At 66.3% G+C, this 15,449-nt stretch carries 16 protein-coding genes; 9 read left to right on the top strand and 7 right to left on the bottom strand.

Annotated elements, in window-relative coordinates:
- Positions 1-262: 262 nt before the first annotated feature.
- The 5 genes from C8D03_RS18770 to C8D03_RS18750 all read left to right on the top strand — a co-directional run bounded on the left by C8D03_RS18770 (position 263) and on the right by C8D03_RS18750 (position 4,593).
- Positions 263-2,644, top strand: a complete 2,382-nt coding sequence (locus tag C8D03_RS18770) for an ATP-dependent helicase (RefSeq protein WP_248308528.1) — start codon at positions 263-265, stop codon at positions 2,642-2,644.
- A gap of 126 nt (positions 2,645-2,770) precedes the next feature.
- Complete coding sequence (locus C8D03_RS18765) at positions 2,771-2,965, top strand: type II toxin-antitoxin system HicA family toxin (protein WP_108048592.1); 195 nt, start codon at positions 2,771-2,773, stop codon at positions 2,963-2,965.
- Between the two features lies 1 nt (position 2,966).
- Complete coding sequence (locus C8D03_RS18760; protein WP_108048590.1) at positions 2,967-3,263, top strand: type II toxin-antitoxin system HicB family antitoxin; 297 nt, start codon at positions 2,967-2,969, stop codon at positions 3,261-3,263.
- 109 nt (positions 3,264-3,372) lie between these two features.
- On the top strand, positions 3,373-3,957 hold the full coding sequence (locus C8D03_RS18755) for a TetR/AcrR family transcriptional regulator (RefSeq protein WP_108048588.1): 585 nt from the start codon (positions 3,373-3,375) through the stop codon (positions 3,955-3,957).
- Positions 3,958-4,095: 138 nt separating this feature from the next.
- The gene (locus tag C8D03_RS18750) at positions 4,096-4,593 is read left to right on the top strand and encodes a hypothetical protein (protein WP_108048586.1); all 498 of its coding nucleotides are present in this window, start codon (positions 4,096-4,098) and stop codon (positions 4,591-4,593) included.
- 110 nt (positions 4,594-4,703) lie between these two features.
- Here the strand turns inward: C8D03_RS18750 and C8D03_RS18745 are convergent, their stop codons facing one another.
- Entirely contained in the window at positions 4,704-5,096 is a 393-nt protein-coding gene (locus tag C8D03_RS18745; RefSeq protein ID WP_248308708.1) for a winged helix-turn-helix transcriptional regulator, read from the bottom strand.
- A 148-nt stretch (positions 5,097-5,244) separates the two neighbouring features.
- Between C8D03_RS18745 and C8D03_RS18740 the strand changes: the two genes are divergently transcribed.
- Together C8D03_RS18740 and C8D03_RS18735 are read left to right on the top strand one after the other, a co-directional pair.
- Positions 5,245-5,991: an SDR family oxidoreductase gene (locus C8D03_RS18740; RefSeq protein WP_108051824.1), complete on the top strand. Its 747-nt coding sequence runs from the start codon at positions 5,245-5,247 to the stop codon at positions 5,989-5,991.
- Positions 5,992-6,037: 46 nt separating this feature from the next.
- Positions 6,038-6,985, top strand: a complete 948-nt coding sequence (locus C8D03_RS18735; protein WP_108048582.1) for a 50S ribosomal protein L11 methyltransferase — start codon at positions 6,038-6,040, stop codon at positions 6,983-6,985.
- Between the two features lie 155 nt (positions 6,986-7,140).
- On the opposite strand, the gene C8D03_RS27000 is transcribed toward C8D03_RS18735, so the two are convergent.
- Both C8D03_RS27000 and C8D03_RS18730 read right to left on the bottom strand, forming a co-directional pair.
- Positions 7,141-7,269, bottom strand: a complete 129-nt coding sequence (locus C8D03_RS27000; protein ID WP_282568602.1) for a hypothetical protein — start codon at positions 7,267-7,269, stop codon at positions 7,141-7,143.
- Between the two features lie 89 nt (positions 7,270-7,358).
- Positions 7,359-7,601 (bottom strand): hypothetical protein, encoded by a 243-nt coding sequence (locus C8D03_RS18730; protein ID WP_108048580.1) that lies wholly within the window; start codon positions 7,599-7,601, stop codon positions 7,359-7,361.
- 306 nt (positions 7,602-7,907) lie between these two features.
- Between C8D03_RS18730 and C8D03_RS18725 the strand changes: the two genes are divergently transcribed.
- A complete protein-coding gene (locus C8D03_RS18725; RefSeq protein ID WP_108051823.1) occupies positions 7,908-9,752 on the top strand; it encodes an aminopeptidase P family protein in 1,845 nt (614 codons plus the stop codon).
- Positions 9,753-10,000: 248 nt separating this feature from the next.
- Here C8D03_RS18725 and C8D03_RS18720 read toward each other — a convergent pair whose 3' ends face one another.
- The 4 genes from C8D03_RS18720 to ligA form a co-directional block, all read right to left on the bottom strand.
- Positions 10,001-10,300 (bottom strand): AzlD family protein, encoded by a 300-nt coding sequence (locus C8D03_RS18720; RefSeq protein ID WP_108048577.1) that lies wholly within the window; start codon positions 10,298-10,300, stop codon positions 10,001-10,003.
- Positions 10,297-11,025, bottom strand: a complete 729-nt coding sequence (locus C8D03_RS18715; protein ID WP_108048575.1) for an AzlC family ABC transporter permease — start codon at positions 11,023-11,025, stop codon at positions 10,297-10,299. The genes C8D03_RS18720 and C8D03_RS18715 overlap by 4 nt, the downstream gene beginning before the upstream one ends.
- Before the next feature lie 13 nt (positions 11,026-11,038).
- On the bottom strand, positions 11,039-11,917 hold the full coding sequence (locus tag C8D03_RS18710) for an AraC family transcriptional regulator (protein ID WP_108048573.1): 879 nt from the start codon (positions 11,915-11,917) through the stop codon (positions 11,039-11,041).
- Between the two features lie 186 nt (positions 11,918-12,103).
- Complete coding sequence (gene ligA, locus C8D03_RS18705) at positions 12,104-14,260, bottom strand: NAD-dependent DNA ligase LigA (RefSeq protein WP_108048571.1); 2,157 nt, start codon at positions 14,258-14,260, stop codon at positions 12,104-12,106.
- A gap of 232 nt (positions 14,261-14,492) precedes the next feature.
- On the opposite strand from ligA, the gene C8D03_RS18700 reads away from it, so the two are divergent.
- Positions 14,493-15,290 (top strand): DUF2189 domain-containing protein, encoded by a 798-nt coding sequence (locus C8D03_RS18700; RefSeq protein WP_108048569.1) that lies wholly within the window; start codon positions 14,493-14,495, stop codon positions 15,288-15,290.
- The last annotated feature ends 159 nt before the right edge of the window (positions 15,291-15,449 follow it).

The raw sequence follows: 15,449 nt of genomic DNA, 5'->3' as shown, positions 1-15,449 counted from the left end.
CGCCATATCCTTGCCGAAGAAGATCCATTCGGCATTCAGCGTATCGATCAGGCGCTCCTGGAAAATCATTGCGACCCCCTGCCCTTAAGGAATACAATCTATACGTGTATAATAGCGCGCGATCAACCAATCTTCACGGTGCCGGCAACTGCGGTTCGCAGGCTGGCGGGCGGGTCCAGCCGAAAATTGCACCCGCGAGGAGCAATCGCCGGCCCGCGCCCCTATATTGACCGTGAACGAATCACGACCGAACGGCCGCACCTTGTCCGACCACCACGCCACCTCTGCCCCCCTGCCCCGCCCTGGTGGCCTTGCCGCCCGCGCCGCGGCGGCGCCGAGCGCGGGTTATCTCTCCGGGTTGAACCCCGAGCAGCGCCAGGCGGTGGAGGCGACGGACGGCCCCGTGCTGGTTCTGGCCGGCGCCGGCACCGGCAAGACCCGGGTGCTCACCACCCGCATCGCCCATCTGATCGCGACCAACCGCGCCTTTCCCTCACAAATCCTGTCGGTGACCTTCACCAACAAGGCGGCGCGCGAGATGAAGGAGCGCATCGCCCATCTCGTCGGCCCCGTCGCCGAGGGCATGCCCTGGCTCGGCACCTTTCACTCGATCTCGGCCAAGATCCTGCGCCGCCACGCCGAGCTGCTCGATCTGCGCAGCGATTTCACCATCCTCGACACCGACGACCAGATTCGCTTGATGAAACAGGTGATCGCGGCCGAGGGCATCGACGAGAAGCGCTGGCCCGGCCGCATGCTGGCGGGCTTCATCGATAGCTGGAAGAATCGCGGCCTTGCGCCGAAGGATGTCGCGCCGGGCGAGGCCGCCGTCTTCGCCAATGGCAAGGGCGGCAAGCTCTACGCCGCCTATCAGGACCGGCTGAAGACGCTGAACGCGGTCGATTTCGGCGATCTGCTGCTGCACTGCCTGACGCTGTTCCGCGATCATCCCGACGTGCTCGGCGTCTATCACGAGCGCTTCCGCTACATCCTCGTCGACGAGTATCAGGACACCAACACGGCGCAGTATCTCTGGCTGCGGCTCCTCGCCCAGGGGCGCCGCAACATCGCCTGCGTCGGTGACGACGACCAGTCGATCTATGGCTGGCGCGGCGCCGAGGTCGACAACATCCTGCGCTTCGAGCACGATTTTCCTGGTGCGACCGTGATCCGGCTGGAGCGCAACTATCGCTCGACCGGCCATATCCTCGCCACCGCCTCCAAGCTGATCGCCCGCAATGAGACCCGGCTGGGCAAGACCCTGCGCACCGAGGACGAGCCCGGCGAGAAGGTCACCATCACCGGCGCCTGGGACAGCCAGGAGGAAGCCCGCCTGATCACCGACGAGATCGAGGCGATGCAGGCCAAGGGCGAGAACCTCGCCGAAATCGCCGTGCTGGTCCGCATCTCGGCGCAGATGCGCGAGCTGGAAGAGCGCTTCGTCCAGACCGGCGTGCCCTATCGCGTCATCGGCGGCCCGCGCTTTTACGAGCGCGCCGAGATCCGAGACGCCATGGCCTATCTGCGCTGCGTCGTCTCCCCGACCGACGATCTCGCCTTCGAGCGCATCGTCAACGTTCCCAAGCGCGGTCTCGGCGACGCCACCATCCAGCTCCTGCACAACCACGCCCGCGCCACGCAGCTTTCGCTCCTGCAATCGGCCCGCGCCATCGTCGAAAGCGACGAACTCAAGCCCAAGGCGCGCACGAGCTTGCGCGAACTGGTCGGGGCCTTCGCGCGCTGGACGGCACGCATTAACCAGATCAAGCAGGGCGAACTGGCCGAACTGGTGCTGGAGGAGTCGGGCTACACCGAGATGTGGCAGAAGGACCGTTCAGCCGATGCCGCCGGCCGGCTCGAGAACCTGAAGGAACTGGTACGCTCCCTCGACGAATTCCCCGATCTGCCGGCCTTCCTCGAACATGTCTCGCTGGTGATGGACGCCGATTCCGGCGAGAACGTCGATCGCGTCTCGATCATGACGCTGCACGGCGCCAAGGGGCTGGAATTCGACACCGTCTTCCTGCCCGGCTGGGAGGAAGGTCTCTTCCCCAACCAGCGCGCCCTCGACGAGAGCGGTCGTGCCGGTCTGGAGGAAGAGCGCCGCCTCGCCCATGTCGGCCTGACTCGCGCCCGCAAGCGGCTGAAGCTCTATTTCGCCTCGAACCGCCGCATCCACGGCCTCTGGCAGTCGAGCCTGCCGTCGCGCTTCATCGACGAACTCCCCGAGGAGCATGTCGAGGTCGTCCAGGCCGCCTCCAACTACAGCCAGGGCGGCTACGGCGCCTCGCGCTTCGACCGGATGGAAAGCTTCGGCTCCTCCTACAACACGCCGGGCTGGCAGCGCGCCCAGGAGAACAAGGCGAAGGCAAATTCAGGCGGCGGCTCGGGCTTTTCCGAAAGCGGCAGCGGCTTCGGCTCGGGCAGCTTCGGGAACTCGCGCCAGCGCGGCCCGCTGTTGATCGAAGGCGAACTCACCGCCAAATCGAGCGGCTCATCGGCCTACGACACCGGAGCCCGCGTCTTCCACATCAAGTTCGGCCCCGGCTCGGTGGCGAGCGTCGACGGCAACAAGCTGACGGTCGATTTCGACAAGGCCGGGCGGAAGATGGTGCTGGACAGCTTTGTGCAGAAGGCGGGATAATTGTTGAACCGATCTGCGGCTCGGGAACGATAATCGAAACTGTCCTGAACAAAACAGGAACATGATTTATGCTGATGATATCTGACGATATATAGATCGGGTCAGATACGAATCAGTGGGCCCTCAATGCTCAACAACAGCAGCGACATCATTCGCCGCCTCGAACGCGAGGGCTGGGAATGCGTGCGCGTCGTCGGCTCGCACTATGTCTTCAAAAAGTCCGGCGTCCGTGACAATATCTCGGTGCCGCATCCGAGAAAGAATTTCGGTCCCGGCCTCGTGTTGAAAATCTACAAGCAGGCAGGCTGGCCCCGCGACTGACATGACCCATTATGTCGCCATCATCGAGGATGCAGGGCCTGACTTCGCGGTCGGCGTCTGGTTTCCGGATTTGCCCGGCTGCTTCTCCGCCGGCGATACGCTTGATGAAGCATTGACCAATGCCCCCGAAGCCATGGCGCTCTGGTTCGAGGATATCGAAGCCGAAGGCCGCACCGTTCCCCGCGCCCGCACCCCGAGCGAACTCAAGGCCGATCCCGAAATCGCCGCCGACATGGCGAAATATGCGATCGCCCTGATCCCGGCTCCTGACTTGGCTCTTCAGCCCGCAGCAGAATAGCTGCCGCACTAACTCCCTTTGGCCGGCGTTCGCCCCCGGTGGTCGGCTTAGCATTACCTCACCAGTCGAACGCGTTGACGATCTACCTACTAGAAGATAGACATTTGAGATGGCCAGCCCCTCCACCACCTCCGATGACATCCTGCGCTGCGCGCGCGCGCTGATCATCGCTGGCGGGTACAATGGCTTCAGCTACGCCGACATTGCCAAGGTGGTCGGCATCCGCAATGCGAGCATCCACCACCATTTCCCCAGCAAATCGGACCTCGTCCGCACCCTCGTGGCGCGCTATCGCGAGGAGGCTGAATCCGGGATCGCCACGATGGAGCGGCATGTCTCCGATCCGGCGGAACAACTGCGCGCCTATACTGGCTATTGGGAAGCCTGCATCACCGACGCGTCTGCGCCATTCTGTGTTTGCGCCTTGCTGGCAGTCGAAATCCCCGTCCTTCCGGAAGAGGTCGTGATCGAGGTGCGAGCCCATTTCCGCTCGCTCTCGGCCTGGCTGGCATCGGTTCTGGAACGCGGCGCCAGGCACGGCCAACTGCGGTTGACCGGCACCGCCAAGGCCGAAGCCGAGACCTTCCTCGCCACGGTCCACGGCGCGATGCTCTCCGCCCGCGCCTATGGCGACACCAAGACGTTTGGCGCCATCACGCGCCCGCTTCTGGAGCGCCTCATCGCCCGGCATTGAACCTGCTGGCAAACCGCGACTATGCATCACCACAAAACCTACCGACTAATAGGTAGTTTTATTTCCTTTCTTTTCACCTGCGTCGTTTCCGCGCGCAACCGGACCGCCTCATTCTACGCGCTCAAAAAGGATACCCTCATGTTTGGCATCTCCCCTCTCGGCTGGCTCCATACGCTCGGCAGCCTGCCGGCCATTCCCGCAGCCGCGTATATGCTGGCACGTCATGGCCGGATCGTGCCCTGGTCGCGAGCCGGCGCGGTCTATTTCGTCGCCATGCTGATCGGCGCGGCCACTGTCTTCCTCGTCACCCACCAGGGGGCGGGCTATGGCGTCGGCGCCCTCACGATCCTGCTCCTGCTCGCCGGCTACGGCGTCGGGCTGCTTCCGGGCCAGTCGCGCGCGGCCCGATACGCCGAGACGATCTGCCTGAGCCTGACGGTCTTTCTGCTGATGCTGCCGACGGTCACCGAGATCCTGCGTCGGGTTCCGGACGGCAACCCCTTTGTCACCAGCCTGAATTCGCCCCTCTTGCTCGGCTTCCAGGGCAGCCTTCTCGTCATGCTCATCGTTGGACTGGCAGCGCAGATCATCCACCTGCGCAGCCAGGGCAGGACTGCGGCCTCGAGCGCGAACTGACCGCCAAAGAGACCGGCCGCTCGGCCTGAGACGGCGAGGCCGGCGTCTTCCATGTCATCCCGGACCAGCGGCGAAAGCGGCGCCGAGCCGGGATGATCGGGCGGCTCGCGTCAAATGCCCCGCTCCCGCGCCTTGAACGCCGCCCGCGCTGCTTCCACCTGCGCGTAGTAGGTCTCCGCCCAGACCCAGACCCCGCAGAACGCCGCCGTCAGCTCGCGGCCGATCTCCGTCATCGTGTAGTCGACATGCGGTGGGATCACCGGATGGACTTTCCGTATGATCAGTCCGTCGCATTCCATCTGGCGCAGCGTCTTGGTCAGCATCTTCTGGCTGATGCCACCGACGATCCGGCCGACTTGCGTGAAGCGCAGCGTGCCATGCTCCTCCAGTGCCTCCAGGATCAGCATCGTCCACTTGTCCGCGACCTGGCCAATCACGTCGCGCACCAGTGCCTCGACCTCGGGACTGACCTCTGGATGCTCCAGCCCGCCCTGCGCCTGCATGGCTGCGACGGCCTCCCGTATGGACGGCATTCGACGCTCTCCTTTTGGTGCCTATAGAACTTTAAGGTGCCTTCTTACGTCTGGAGAGCATCGGGCCTAGTTGAGTTCAGCGCAACCATGAAAGGCGCAATCGCGAAAGGACATGGCGATGAACATCACAGGCAACACCATCCTGATCACCGGCGGCGGTTCGGGCATCGGCCGCGCGCTCGCCGAGGCGCTGCACGCCAGGGGCAACACGGTCATCATCGCCGGCCGCCGCGAGCGCGTGCTCGACGACGTCACGGAGGCGAACCCCGGCATGGCCTCGATGCTGCTCGACATCCAGGACAAGGCCGACATTGCCGCCTTCGCCCGCGATGCCGTCGCGCGTTTTCCGGCGCTGAATGTCGTGCTCAACAATGCCGGCATCATGAAGGACGAGGATCTCGTCGGCAGCCGCGACGTCGCCATCGCCGAGGAGACGGTCGAGACTAACCTGCTCGGCCCGATCCGCCTGACGGCAGCCCTGCTGCCGCACCTGCTGAAGCAGCCGAAAGCCACCATCTTGACCGTCTCGTCGGGGCTCGCCTTCGTGCCGCTGGCGGTGACGCCGACCTATTCCGCGACCAAGGCGGCGCTCCATTCCTGGTCGATGTCGCTGCGCCATCAATTGAAGGGCAGCTCGACGCAAGTCGTCGAGATCGCTCCGCCTTACGTCCAGACCGAGCTTCGCGGCCCGGAACAGGCCGTCGATCCGCTCGCCATGCCGTTGGCCGATTTCATCGCTGAGGTCATGGCGATCCTCGAGACGGACGCCGAGGAGGTCATCGTCGAGCGCTGCAAGCCGCTGCGCTTTGCCGCCGAGAACGGCAACCTCGCCGGCGTCTTCGCGATGGTGAATGGCCAGCACTGACGGCAGCGGCCATGACAATTCCCGTCCGGGCTGCTAAGCGCAGCCCATGCGTGAAGGTCTTCTGCCATCGACGGTCGCGACCGTCCTCGAACTCTCGACCAGCGGCGAGAAGGCGCGTGCGCTGACCGAACTGCTGGGCGAGGTCTTCGACCCGACGGAGACAGCGATCTCCGCCTTCGAGATCGAGAGCGGCGTCACCACGCTCTCGCTCAACGCCCCCTGGAAGGTCGAGATCTATTTCGCCACGCATCCCGACGAGGACGCCGTGCGCGACATGCTGCGGCCAATCGTCGGCGACGTCATCGACACCACGCCCTTTGCCACCGTGAACCAGCAGGACTGGGTCGCGGCCAGCCTGGACGGGCTGAAGCCCGTCCGCGCCGGCCGCGTCCTTGTCCATGGCGAGCATGACCGCGAGGCGGTCCGCATCAACTATGTCGGCATCGAAATCCCGGCCGCGCTCGCCTTCGGCACCGGCCATCACGGCACGACCGCCGGATGCCTGCTCGCGCTCGACGCGGAGCTGAAGCGCCGTCGCCCGCGCCACGCCATCGATGTTGGCACCGGCACCGGCATTCTGGCGCTGGCGCTGGCCAAGCAGACGAAGCGCAAAGTCGTCGCCGGCGACATCGATCTCGTCGCCGTCGAGGTCGCGGCCCACAATGCCCGCGTCAACCACGCGCCGCATGCGCTCGATCTTTATGTCGCACCGGGCCTGCGCCACGCCAAGGCCGACCGGCCCGGCCATTTCGATCTCGTCTTCGCCAATATCCTGGCCGGTCCGCTGAAGCGCCTCGCGCCCTCGATCGCGCGCGTGCTCTCGGCCGACGGCACGGTCATCCTGTCGGGCCTGCTCGCCATGGACGTCGCCGGCGTCGTCTCGGTCTACCGGCACCAAGGGCTCCATCTTGCGAGCCAGTCACTGCGCGAGGGCTGGGCCACGCTCGTCATGAAAAAAGGCGGCGCAGCCCCAAGGCCACGCCACCTTCGCTAGTCACTCGAAGCCGAAAGCCCCGAAGACGCTCGATCCTTCGCCAGGCTGACGCGCATGGCGTGGCGTTCGAGAACCGGAGCGGAGCGGACTTTCGTCCGTGAGCACCGGAAGCGCAGAACGCCGCGTCAGGCGGCCAGCATCGCGAAGGAGCGCGATCAGAAGCCGATGTGGCCGTACTTGGCTTCGGCTTCCGCCTGCATGGAGCGGGCGTCGTGCCAGACGGCAGAGGTGAACTTCACGGCGTCGGCGATCCACTCGAAGGCGTGCTTGATGATGGCGATCATGGTCGTTGTCCAGCTTGTGCCGCGGCGCGAACCTGCGGCGAAGGTCGGGAAGAGAACCCTGCGCGATCACCGCGCAGGAGCAGCGCGGCTCAGCGGTTGAACGGCAGCGCGACGTCGGTCGAGACCGTCGCAGCCGAAAGGCCACCCAGAACCGCCTCCGACTCGTTGATCAGGAAAGAGTGGGCGCGCAGCTCGCGCAGGGCGGAACGGCGGCGGCTCTCGATCATCGCCGCATAGAGACGCTGCCAGAAACCCTGTTCATCGGAAATCTTGGCAGTCTTGTTCACCTCGGTCGCGGACAGGACGGAGGCGTCGTTCAGTACATAGGCCATGGGGATCCATCTCCTCAATCGAAACGAAGGACAGTCCCGGTCGCTTCCTCGTTCTCTTATGCGACCAAAGTGGTACTTCTTCGCATCTGCGAGAAGAGGATTTCGCAGATGCGAGATATGCACAAGACGCATGCATCGCGCCGCTTTTCGTTAACGATTGCCGAATTCGCATAGCAAAGAGGCACACCGCCTCATTTCGGAGCGCGGCGAGCCAGGTCGAAAAGCACGGCGGAATCCCGTTTCGGACTAGCCTTCGCCATGGAGAGCCGCGACGATGGCGCAATTCGCCTGAACCGGACCCTCCCGATGCCGCAATCGCCTGCCCTCGCCCAGCCCGCCTGCCGCTTTCAGACCTTCTCGGAACCGAGCGATCCGGCAGAGGTCGCGCCCCGAATCGCCGCATTGCGAATGGCGCTTGCGCAGCAAGGGCTCGCGGGCTTCATCGTGCCGCGCGCCGACGAGCATCAGGGCGAATATGTGCCGGCCCATATGGCCCGTCTCGCCTGGCTGACGGGCTTCACCGGCTCCGCCGGCAACGCCGTCGTACTGGCGGACAAGGCGGCGCTGATCGTCGACGGCCGTTATACCATCCAGTCGGCCGAACAGACCGACACCACCGTCGTCACGCCGACCCGCATGGAGGACACGCCGCTCGATCGCTGGATCGAGACCAACCTGCCTTCGGGCGGGCGCCTCGGCTACGATCCCTGGCTGCACACGGTCGATGCCGTCGCACGGCTGGAGAAGGCTGCCGCTGCCGCCGGTGGCACGCTCGTCGCGGTGAGCCGCAACCCGATTGATGCGCTCTGGGCCGATCGCCCGGCGCCGCCGAGCGCCCCGGTCAAGGCCCATCGCGCCGATTTTACCGGAGAGGATGCGGCGAGCAAGCTCGACCGAATTCAGGACGCGCTCGGCAAGGCGAAGGTCGATGCGCTCCTCATCTCCGACCCGCACGCACTCGCCTGGACCTTCAACATCCGGGGCGGTGATGTCGAGCACACGCCGCTGCCGCTGGGCTATGCCATCGTGCCGCGCGAGGGCCGGCCAACCGTATTCCTCGCGCTCGAGAAGATCACCAACGAGGCCGGCGACGCCATCGGTGCGGTCGGCGAGATCGCCCCGCCGGCCGCACTGGCAACACAGCTCGCGGCACTGGGCGCAGCCGGCGCCAGGGTCCGCCTCGACTCGACCACCGCCGCCGCCGCGCTGGCGACGCTGATCCGCGACGCAGGCGGCACCCCTGAAGCCGGCGCGGACCCGATCGCGCTGATGAAGGCCCGCAAGAACGAGGCGGAGCTGAGGGGCACCCGCGCCGCCCATCTGCGCGATGGCGCCGCGATGGTGCGCTTCCTGACCTGGCTGACGCGCGAGGCGCCGGGCGGGCAGCTCACCGAGATCGACACGGTCGCCGCGCTGGAGGCCGAGCGGGCGAAGACCGGCCTGCTCAGGGACGTCTCCTTCACCACCATTGCGGGTGCGGGTCCCAATGCGGCGCTGCCACATTATCGCGTCACCGAAGCCAGCAATCGCAAGGTTGAGCCCGGTATTTTCCTGGTCGACTCCGGTGGGCAATACGAGGACGGCACGACCGACATCACCCGCACCATGGCCATAGGCGAGCCCAGCGACGAGATGCGGGACCGCTACACCCGCGTACTCAAGGGTCACATCGCGATCTCGCGCGCCGTCTTCGTCAAGGGTACGTCGGGCGCCCAGCTCGATGCGCTGGCGCGGCTGCCGCTCTGGCAGGCCGGCCTCGACTTCGACCACGGCACCGGCCACGGCGTCGGCAGCTATCTGTCCGTGCATGAGGGGCCGCAGCGGATTTCGAAGCTCGGCACCACGCCGCTGGAACCCGGCATGATCCTCTCCAACGAGCCCGGCTACTACAAGCAGGGCGAGTACGGCATCCGCATCGAAAACCTGATCGTCGTCGAGGAGCGCGTCATCCCCGGCGGCGACCGCACCATCTACGGCTTCGAGACCATCACCTGGTGCCCCTACGAGCGTGCACTGATCGACGCGAACCTGCTCGACGACGGCGAGATCGCCTGGATCGACGCCTATCACGCCAGGGTCTGGAGCCATCTCGCAACGCTGGTCGAGGGCGAGGCCCGGGCCTGGCTGGAGCAGGCCTGCCTGCCGCTCTGAGGCCTTCACGGCGCCATCTGCCTTGAAGAGTCACCATGCACACAGGGAATGCCAGATCGATTATCAACTTCTCGTCGCGCACCTGTCACATGGCAAAGATTATGCACGGGCTCCCGAACAGGAGATCCCGGATGCGAGACCTGCCACGCGATGCCCATATGTTCCTCGTCGCCTTCGCCTTTATGGCAGCGGGTCTGTGGTGCTGGCTCGGCGGCATGATCTGACGCAGGAGGGAGCGCGAGCGCGCGTCAGATCAGCGCCCTGAGCCCCACCACGGCCGCAACGCCGATAGCGACCACGCCCAGCAGCGGCAGCCGTGTCGCGGCAACCGCCGCAACGGCAGCCGCCGCCGTCTCGGCCCAGCCGGTCGCCAGCGCGCTCGGAGCAATGACCGCGATCAGCACGGCCGGAGGGATCGCGTCGAACGCGGCCTGCGCGCGCGGCGACAGGTCGAGCCGTCCCGCCAGTGCCAGGCCCGCGATCCGGGTGGCATAGGTCGCTACCGCCATGCCAAGGATGGCGAGCAGCGTGTGGGGATCGAGCGTCATGACCGGGCCGGTTCCGATGCCGCGGGGTCCGGCTCCGCTCCAGCACCACCGCCCGCCGCAATCCAGGCGGCCGCCAGCCCGCAAAGCGCGCCGGCCAGCACATGCCAGGGCGGGCCGACGAGGCGATAGGCCAGCGCCGAGGCGATCCCGGAGGCGGCGACCGTCCAGAAGGTCACGCGCCCCTTCCAGAACGCCGCGACGAGCGCGATGAACAGGGCGGTGAAGGCGAAATCGGCGCCGAAGCGGCGTGGATCCCCGAGCGCCGCGCCCACGACGGCGCCCAGCGTCGAGGTCGCGATCCAGCAGGCGACGAAGGGGATCAGCATCCCGAACCAGTAGGCCGGCGTCAGCGCGTGCGTCCGCGCCCGCTTCTCGGCCAGAGCCCAGTTCTCGTCTGCCATGAAGTAGAGGCCTCCGAGTTTCTGCCAGCCCGAAAAGCCTTGAAGCTTGGGAGCGAGCGATGCGCTCATCAGCACATGCCGCGCATTGATCAGCAGCGTCGAGAACACGAGCGCACCGATCGGCGCCGGCGTCGCCCAGAGCTCGACGGCCGCGAACTGGGCCCCGCCCGCAAAGACGAGCGCGCCCATGACCGTGACCTCGAGCGGCGAGAGCCCCTTGCCTGCGGCGAGCGCACCGAACAGCAGGCCGATCGGCACCGCCGCCAGCATGGCCGGCCAGATGTCGCCGAAGCCACGCAGGATATCGTCCCGCATCCTGGACATCGCAGAGTAGCCTTCAGGAGAGATGGGCGGCGCGGAAGGCGCCCGGCGTCACGCCGAGCCTCGCCTTGAACGCCCGCGTCAGATGCGCCTGGTCGCAGAACCCGGTCGCAGCGGCGACATCGCCCGGGGCCTCGCCGCGGCGCAGCCGGTCCCGCGCCCGCCGCACCCGGACATCGACCAGCCAAGCATGCGGCGTCAGCCCGGTCTCGCGCCGGAAGGCACGGATCAGGTGATGGCGCGGCAGACCGACCGAGCCTGCGATCTCCGCCAGCGAGAGCTCCTCGTCATGACGCGCCTCCATCAGCGCCTGCGCATGAGCGATCGGCCCGGCCTCGGAACCGATGGCACCGGCAGCCACCCCGGCATGCCGCACGAGGCAATAGGCATAGGCGCGCAGGAGAAGCTCCTCGCCACCCAGAGCCTCCCTCCCCGCCCCACTCCGCCCGGCTTCCATGGCGCGGTGAGCGCGCGACAGCAAAGCCGCACCCTCCGGATCATGCACGCAGGCGCGGGGAAAGAATGGCGTCCGGCCGCCGTTCCAGCCGGCCAATGACGAGGCGATCTCCTGCATCAGCGCGACTGCGGGATAGGTCATGCGGTAGCTGTAGCCTTCGCCGACAGGCTCGCCGTCATGCACATCGAGCGGATTGATGAACGTCAGGTCACCGGAACCGCCGTAGTGCCGCTCGCCCCGCACCGTCCAGGCCTCGCAGCCGGTCTCGATCGTACCGACGACATAGGTGTCGTGGGCATGGGGAGCGTAGGCATGGGTGGCGAAGGTCGCGCTCAGGCATTCCAGGCTGTCGAAATGCCGGGCGAGAAAAAGCTCCGCCCGCTCGCCGCTTCCCAGCGGCCTGATCCCCAATGTCTTGCTCTGGCTGACGCTGTCCATGATGCGAGGTTAGACTGGATCGCGCTTCGCCTGTCTTGAAGAAAAGTGATGGCGTCGATCAACGCCGCCCGATGCGCGTCAGGCTCCGGCTCGACCCTAACATCAACGAACGGCAGGGCCTCGGGCCTCGGGCGCGCGAGTTTCCCGCGACGCGGCTTTGCTCCGCTCGGGAATGCCGCCAGCCGCCTACGCCCCGACCAGCTCGAACCAGCCAGCCTCGTCGATCACCTCGACACCGTGCTTCTGCGCGTCCTTGAGCTTCGATCCGGCGCCAGGCCCCGCCACGAGCAGGTCGGTCTTGGAGGAGACCGAACCCGCGACCTTGGCGCCCAGCCGCTCGGCCATTGCCTTGGCCTCGTCGCGCGTCATGCGCTCCAGCGCGCCGGTGAAGACCACGATCTTGCCGGCGACCGGGCTTGCCGAGGCCACGGCCTCCAGCGGCTGCGGTGTGACCTGCGCCAAGAGCCGGTCGAGCAGATCCTCATTATGCGGTTCGCCGAAGAAATCGGTCAGCGCCTCGACCACGGTGGGACCGACCCCGTCGATCGCGTCGAGTTCCTGCCGCTCGGGCGAAGTCGGATCCGCAGCAGTGATGCCGGCGCTGCGCAGCGCCTCGAACGAACCGTAATGGCGCGCCAGCAGCCTTGCATTGGTCTCGCCGATATGGCGGATGCCGAGCCCGAAGATGAAGCGGTTGAGCGGCGGCGTCCGCCTGTCCTCGATTGCATCGAACAGCTTCTTCGCGCTGACGGTTCCGAAGCCTTCCTTGTCCTTGAGCTTCTTGAAGTTCGCCGCGTCGCGGACGGCGAGCGTGAAGATATCGGCCGGCTCCTTCACGGGCAAGTCGGGATCGGCGTGGAAGAACTCGATCTGCTTGTCGCCGAGGCCGTCGATGTCGAGCGCATCGCGCGAGACGAAATGCTTCAGCCGCTCGACCGCCTGCGCCGGGCAGATCAGCCCACCGGTGCAGCGCCGCACCGCATCCTCCTTGCCGGAGCGTGGATTCATCTCGCGCGTCGCATGGCTGCCGCAGGCCGGGCACAGCGCCGGGAACGCGTAAGGCTTCGCGTCCGCCGGGCGCTTGCCCAGATCGACCGCCGCGACGCGCGGGATCACGTCACCGGCGCGCTTCACCGTCACCGTGTCGCCGACGCGGATGTCCGGCGGCTCGCCGTCGCGGATGCGCTCGCCCTTTGAATCGAAGCCGCGGATATAATCCTCGTTGTGCAGCGTCGCATTGGTCACGACGACGCCGCCGACCGTCACCGGCCGCAGCCGCGCCACGGGCGAGAGCGCGCCGGTGCGTCCAACCTGGATCTCGATCGCCTCGAGCACGGTGGTCGCGAGTTCTGCCGGGAACTTGTGCGCGATCGCCCAGCGCGGCGCGCGCGAGACGAAGCCGAGCCTGCCCTGGAGCGCCAGATCGTCGACCTTGTAGACCACGCCGTCGATGTCGTAGCCGAGCGAGGCGCGCTGGCTCTCGATCAGCCGGTATTGCGCGATCAGCTCGTCGACGCTTTCGCAGCGCTTCATCAACGGGTTGGTCCGGAAGCCCCAGCGCCCGAAGGCTTCGACCACGCCCGACTGGGTCTGCGCCGGCAGCACCGGCATCTCGCCCCAGGCATAGGCGAAGAAGCGCAAGGGCCGGGCGGCTGTGATCGAGGCGTCGAGCTGGCGCAGCGATCCCGCGGCCGCATTGCGCGGATTGGCGAATTCGGGAAGCCCCTTCTCGCGCTGGCGCTCGTTGATCCCCGCGAAATCGGCATGTCCCAGATAGACCTCGCCGCGCACCTCGGCGATTTCGGGCACATCCCCCCCCGCAAGCGTCTTCGGAATCTCGGAGATGGTGCGGGCATTGACCGTGACGTCCTCGCCCTCTTCGCCATCCCCACGCGTCGCAGCCGAAACGAGCTCGCCCTTCTCGTAGCGCAGCGATAGCGACAGACCGTCGATCTTGGGCTCGGCGGTAAAGGCGATGGCCTCGTCCTCCTTGCGGCCGAGGAAGCGATGCACCCGCTGGGCGAACTCCGCCACCGCCTCGTCGGAGAAGGCATTGTCGAGCGACAGCATCGGCACGCGATGGCGGATCTTGGCGAACTTGCCCGCAGGCCGGGCACCGACCTTGCCGCTGACGGAGGCGGCCGACTTCAACTCCGGAAAAACCTCCTCGATCGCGACCAGCCGGCGCCGCAGCGCGTCATAGCTGGCATCGTCCATCGTCGGTGCGTCGTTCTGGTGATAGGCGATGTCGGCCGCCTCGACCGTGGCCGCGAGACGCTTGTGTTCGACCTTGGCCTGGCGGGGTGTCAGGTCGGCGACGGGGATCGGATCGGACTCGCTCATGGCCCTTCATTAGGCGAGAAGGCGATGTCGAAAAAGGGCAGGAGCCCGAGAAAGGGCGGGAGCACAGGCTTCGCCGCGGCGATCCCGCACTCGTGTTTGCGCCCATGCGACAAACCGTGATTTCGCCGCTATAATCGGCCCGCTGGGAATTGGAAGCTCGACGCCTTTCGGCCGTTGACCCAAGGATCGCGTCAAGGGCGAAGCGCACCGGGCCGCAACCGGGAGAAACGCCATGGCCAACATCGACAGCAGGCTCGACGACCTGACGCGAGTCCCCGCGCTGCCGCGCATCCGTACTATCACCACCCGCGATCTGCGCGATGTGCTCGCGCTCGGCTGGGAGGATTTCAAGGCACAGCCGAGCCATCTCGCCTTCATCGCCCTGATCTATCCGATCGCGGGCGTGCTGCTCGCCCATCTGACCGTGAGCTACAACATCTTCCCGCTTCTCTTCCCGCTGCTCGGCGGCTTTGCGCTGCTTGGCCCCTTCGCCGCCATCGGCCTCTATGAGATCAGCCGCCGCCGTGAGCGCCAACTCGATACGTCCTGGGAGCACGCCTTCGCCGTGCTGCGCTCGCCCTCGATCGGGCAGATCGCCCTGCTCGGCGCGATGCTGACCGGGCTGTTCCTCGCCTGGCTGTTCTGCGCCTGGTTCATCTATCGCAGCCTGCTCGCCCTGCCCGCCGATGTCTCGACCGTCGACTTCCTGCGCGCCGCCTTCACCACCTTCGACGGCTGGGTCATGGTCATCGTCGGCAATTCCGTCGGCCTGCTCTTCGCGATCCTGGCCTTCTCGATCTCGGTCGTCGCCTTCCCGCACATCATCGACCGGCGGGTCGATGTCCAGACGGCGGTGCGGACCTCGATCGCGGCGGTCGAGCACAATCCGAGCGTGATGATGATCTGGGGCCTGATGGTGACCGGGCTGCTGGTGCTGGGCTGCCTGCCGATGCTGGTCGGGCTGATCGTCGTCATGCCCGTGCTGGGCCACGCGACCTGGCATCTCTACCGCAAGGTCGTCGACGGCTGAGACTGGCAAAGCCCCCCGGGACGGCGGCGCGGCATCAGGGAACATTCGCCGGCAAGCGCGGTTCCCTTGACGTTAGCAACGTCACTCAATTGCAAACGGGCCGAAAGGCCCGCCCACATAGCGGGGGCTATTCCAATGAACAGCATCATTTATCTTGTC

This window comes from Bosea sp. 124, assembly GCF_003046175.1.
Taxonomy (GTDB): domain Bacteria; phylum Pseudomonadota; class Alphaproteobacteria; order Rhizobiales; family Beijerinckiaceae; genus Allobosea.
The sequence above is the reverse complement of the archived record's forward strand: the minus strand, read 5'-3'. Positions and strand labels throughout refer to the sequence as shown.

Bases quoted from the DNA above. Each gene is read 5' to 3' on its own strand.
- C8D03_RS18765 (WP_108048592.1), top strand. From the start codon at position 2,771: ATGCTCAACAACAGCAGCGACATCATTCGCCGCCTCGAACGCGAGGGC.
- C8D03_RS18760 (WP_108048590.1), top strand. From the start codon at position 2,967: ATGACCCATTATGTCGCCATCATCGAGGATGCAGGGCCTGACTTCGCG.
- C8D03_RS18755 (WP_108048588.1), top strand. From the start codon at position 3,373: ATGGCCAGCCCCTCCACCACCTCCGATGACATCCTGCGCTGCGCGCGC.
- C8D03_RS18750 (WP_108048586.1), top strand. From the start codon at position 4,096: ATGTTTGGCATCTCCCCTCTCGGCTGGCTCCATACGCTCGGCAGCCTG.
- C8D03_RS18745 (WP_248308708.1), bottom strand. From the start codon at position 5,096: ATGCAGGCGCAGGGCGGGCTGGAGCATCCAGAGGTCAGTCCCGAGGTC.
- C8D03_RS18740 (WP_108051824.1), top strand. From the start codon at position 5,245: ATGAACATCACAGGCAACACCATCCTGATCACCGGCGGCGGTTCGGGC.
- C8D03_RS18735 (WP_108048582.1), top strand. From the start codon at position 6,038: ATGCGTGAAGGTCTTCTGCCATCGACGGTCGCGACCGTCCTCGAACTC.
- C8D03_RS27000 (WP_282568602.1), bottom strand. From the start codon at position 7,269: ATGATCGCCATCATCAAGCACGCCTTCGAGTGGATCGCCGACGCCGTG.
- C8D03_RS18730 (WP_108048580.1), bottom strand. From the start codon at position 7,601: ATGGCCTATGTACTGAACGACGCCTCCGTCCTGTCCGCGACCGAGGTG.
- C8D03_RS18725 (WP_108051823.1), top strand. From the start codon at position 7,908: ATGCCGCAATCGCCTGCCCTCGCCCAGCCCGCCTGCCGCTTTCAGACC.
- C8D03_RS18720 (WP_108048577.1), bottom strand. From the start codon at position 10,300: ATGACGCTCGATCCCCACACGCTGCTCGCCATCCTTGGCATGGCGGTA.
- C8D03_RS18715 (WP_108048575.1), bottom strand. From the start codon at position 11,025: ATGTCCAGGATGCGGGACGATATCCTGCGTGGCTTCGGCGACATCTGG.
- C8D03_RS18710 (WP_108048573.1), bottom strand. From the start codon at position 11,917: ATGGACAGCGTCAGCCAGAGCAAGACATTGGGGATCAGGCCGCTGGGA.
- ligA (WP_108048571.1), bottom strand. From the start codon at position 14,260: ATGAGCGAGTCCGATCCGATCCCCGTCGCCGACCTGACACCCCGCCAG.
- C8D03_RS18700 (WP_108048569.1), top strand. From the start codon at position 14,493: ATGGCCAACATCGACAGCAGGCTCGACGACCTGACGCGAGTCCCCGCG.